Source organism: Microcystis sp. M53598_WE2, from assembly GCF_030067735.1.
GTDB classification, from domain to species: domain Bacteria; phylum Cyanobacteriota; class Cyanobacteriia; order Cyanobacteriales; family Microcystaceae; genus Microcystis; species Microcystis aeruginosa.
The window spans coordinates 1-2167 of record NZ_JASJFE010001078.1 but is presented as its reverse complement, the minus strand read 5'-3'; the positions used below and the strand labels follow the sequence as shown (position 1 = coordinate 2167).

At 42.6% G+C, this 2167-nt stretch carries 3 protein-coding genes; 1 reads left to right on the top strand and 2 read right to left on the bottom strand.

Translation table 11 applies throughout. From position 1 onward, the window contains the following. Positions 1 to 336 precede the first annotated feature (336 nt). Positions 337 to 1326 (top strand): GTP 3',8-cyclase MoaA, encoded by a 990-nt coding sequence (gene moaA / locus PX636_RS21930; protein WP_012264115.1) that lies wholly within the window; start codon positions 337 to 339, stop codon positions 1324 to 1326. 4 nt (positions 1327 to 1330) lie between these two features. Here moaA and PX636_RS21925 read toward each other — a convergent pair whose 3' ends face one another. After that, complete coding sequence (locus tag PX636_RS21925) at positions 1331 to 1516, bottom strand: PCP reductase family protein (RefSeq protein WP_288118885.1); 186 nt, start codon at positions 1514 to 1516, stop codon at positions 1331 to 1333. 198 nt (positions 1517 to 1714) lie between these two features. Then, the coding region (locus tag PX636_RS21920; protein ID WP_288118883.1) for a hypothetical protein at positions 1715 to 2167 on the bottom strand (453 nt) is incomplete at its 5' end.

The window sequence follows — 2167 nt, the reverse complement described above, 5'->3', positions numbered from 1 at the left end:
TGAACGGTTACAATTCCCATTGTAAGTAGCCGGTTATATTTAAATTAAAAATCGATTTTAGGTTCGATCCCCCCTGCCCCCCTTGATAAGGTAGGGTTGATTCATGAATCAACCCTACCCTTGATAAGGGGGGTGTCTGATAATTTTTAACGCCTACCTACTTAAGTACAATCAAGAAAAATTATCAAATTTACCAATCATTATTTGCCCTTGCCATTGAGGAAATCTATTGTCATCATAGACTAAAATCTAGATGTAGCCGATGTCTAGATATCGATCGAGCCAGAATTGTTATGATAAATTCATGAAGTTTTATAACGGTATTTCCCCGTGAACATGAACCAAATCGACTATCTCAGGATTAGTTTAATCGATCGCTGTAACTTTCGCTGTCAGTATTGTCTGCCTGAAGATGCAGAATTGGCCTATGTTCGACCGCAAGATTTACTCACCCGGGAGGAAATTCTTACTTTAGTCAAAAATGTCTTTATTCCCCTCGGTTTCCGCAAATTTCGCCTTACTGGTGGGGAACCTCTCTTACATCCCGAAGTAGTGGAGATTGTGCGCGATATCGCCTCTTTATCTGCCACTAGCGATTTAGCCTTGACCACTAATGGCTATTTACTTGACAATTTAGCCGAAATGTTGTATGAAGCCGGACTAAGACGGATTAATATCAGTTTAGACTCCCTCGACCCCGACACTTTCGATAAGATTATCGGTAATCGCGGCCGGAGTCGTTGGCAAAAAACTTGGGCAGGTATTCAAGCGGCCCAGAGGGTGGGTTTTGACCCCTTAAAATTGAATGTGGTGGTGATTCCGGGGATAAATGAGGCAGAAGTGGAAGATTTAGCGGCTTTGACCATTGAGAAGCGTTGGCACGTCCGTTTTATCGAGTTTATGCCCATCGGTAACGGTGATTTATTTCAAGAAAAAGCTTGGATTGCGAACGAGGAATTAAGGGGGCGAATTCGGGCAAAATGGGGCTTAAATGAGGGTCAAGTGCGGGGAAATGGTCCAGCCGATGTTTTTCAAATTCCGGGGGCTAAGGGTACAATTGGCTTTATTAGTCAGATGTCGGAATGTTTTTGCGATCGCTGTAACCGACTACGTCTCTCGGCCGATGGTTGGTTGCGTCCCTGTCTCCTCAACGAAACCGGACAAATTGACCTAAAAACTGCCCTCCGTCAAGGAATTTCGCCGGCAGAAATCAGGGAAAGAGTGCGGGAATTAATAGAACTGAAAGCAGAAATAAACTTTAAACTGCGTGATTCTGGCACATCAAGCGGCATTTATACCCGTACTATGTCCCAAATTGGCGGCTAAAAATCTACTGTCCGAATTCTATTCTAGCCTGTTCTACCATTTCCACGGTAACTCGATCGGAACCGGCATGACGAGCTAATTCTTCTATCCTTTGACGCGCTTGGGAACGAACAAAATAGGGAATATTTTTTAGTTTTGCTTTTGCTTCTGCGGTCCATTTTAGTTGATCGGAAAAATCTAGAGCGTCCATAGATTTGGCGGGGGACGAAATCTGGTAATCTAAGAAGCATGGATGAGAAGCAAGGCTCTCTTAGATTTGGTGGGTAAAATGTATTCTAAGATACATTCCTCCTAGCGAGTGAGTGGAACGAACCACAAAGACACAAAGGACACAAAGATCGATCGATACTATGTAAGTTGAACTGATCACACAGAAATCAGAAGAGCCTCATTTTTTTGAAATTCTCAGCTTAATCTCACCATTTAATTTGACAAACTGTTTACCTTCTCGGTCATAAACCCAACCTTTGATCGCAGTTTCTTCTCGATTAAGAGACTGGGGAGAAATCTCAGCTTCCCATTGAACTTTGTTATCAGATTTGTTGACAATAGTAGCATTGGCAAAGAATGAGCGATCACCATCAGAAGACAGTAGCACTAATTCTGGCGTTTGGCTGCGTTCTGGTAAGGTAGCCCAACCTGTTACTTTTATCTTGCTACTCCTCGACAAAGTTATGGGTTTATCAGTTGTCATTGGCTGCTCAATCTGTCCACAAATCTTGGTAAGTTCTGTAAATTGTATTTGTTTGGGAAAATCTCGAAAACCTATCCTTTCAAGAATAAAAGCCCCATTTCTTATACCAACTAGAGCGGAAGGAGTCGCATTAGGCATTAAGGTCTC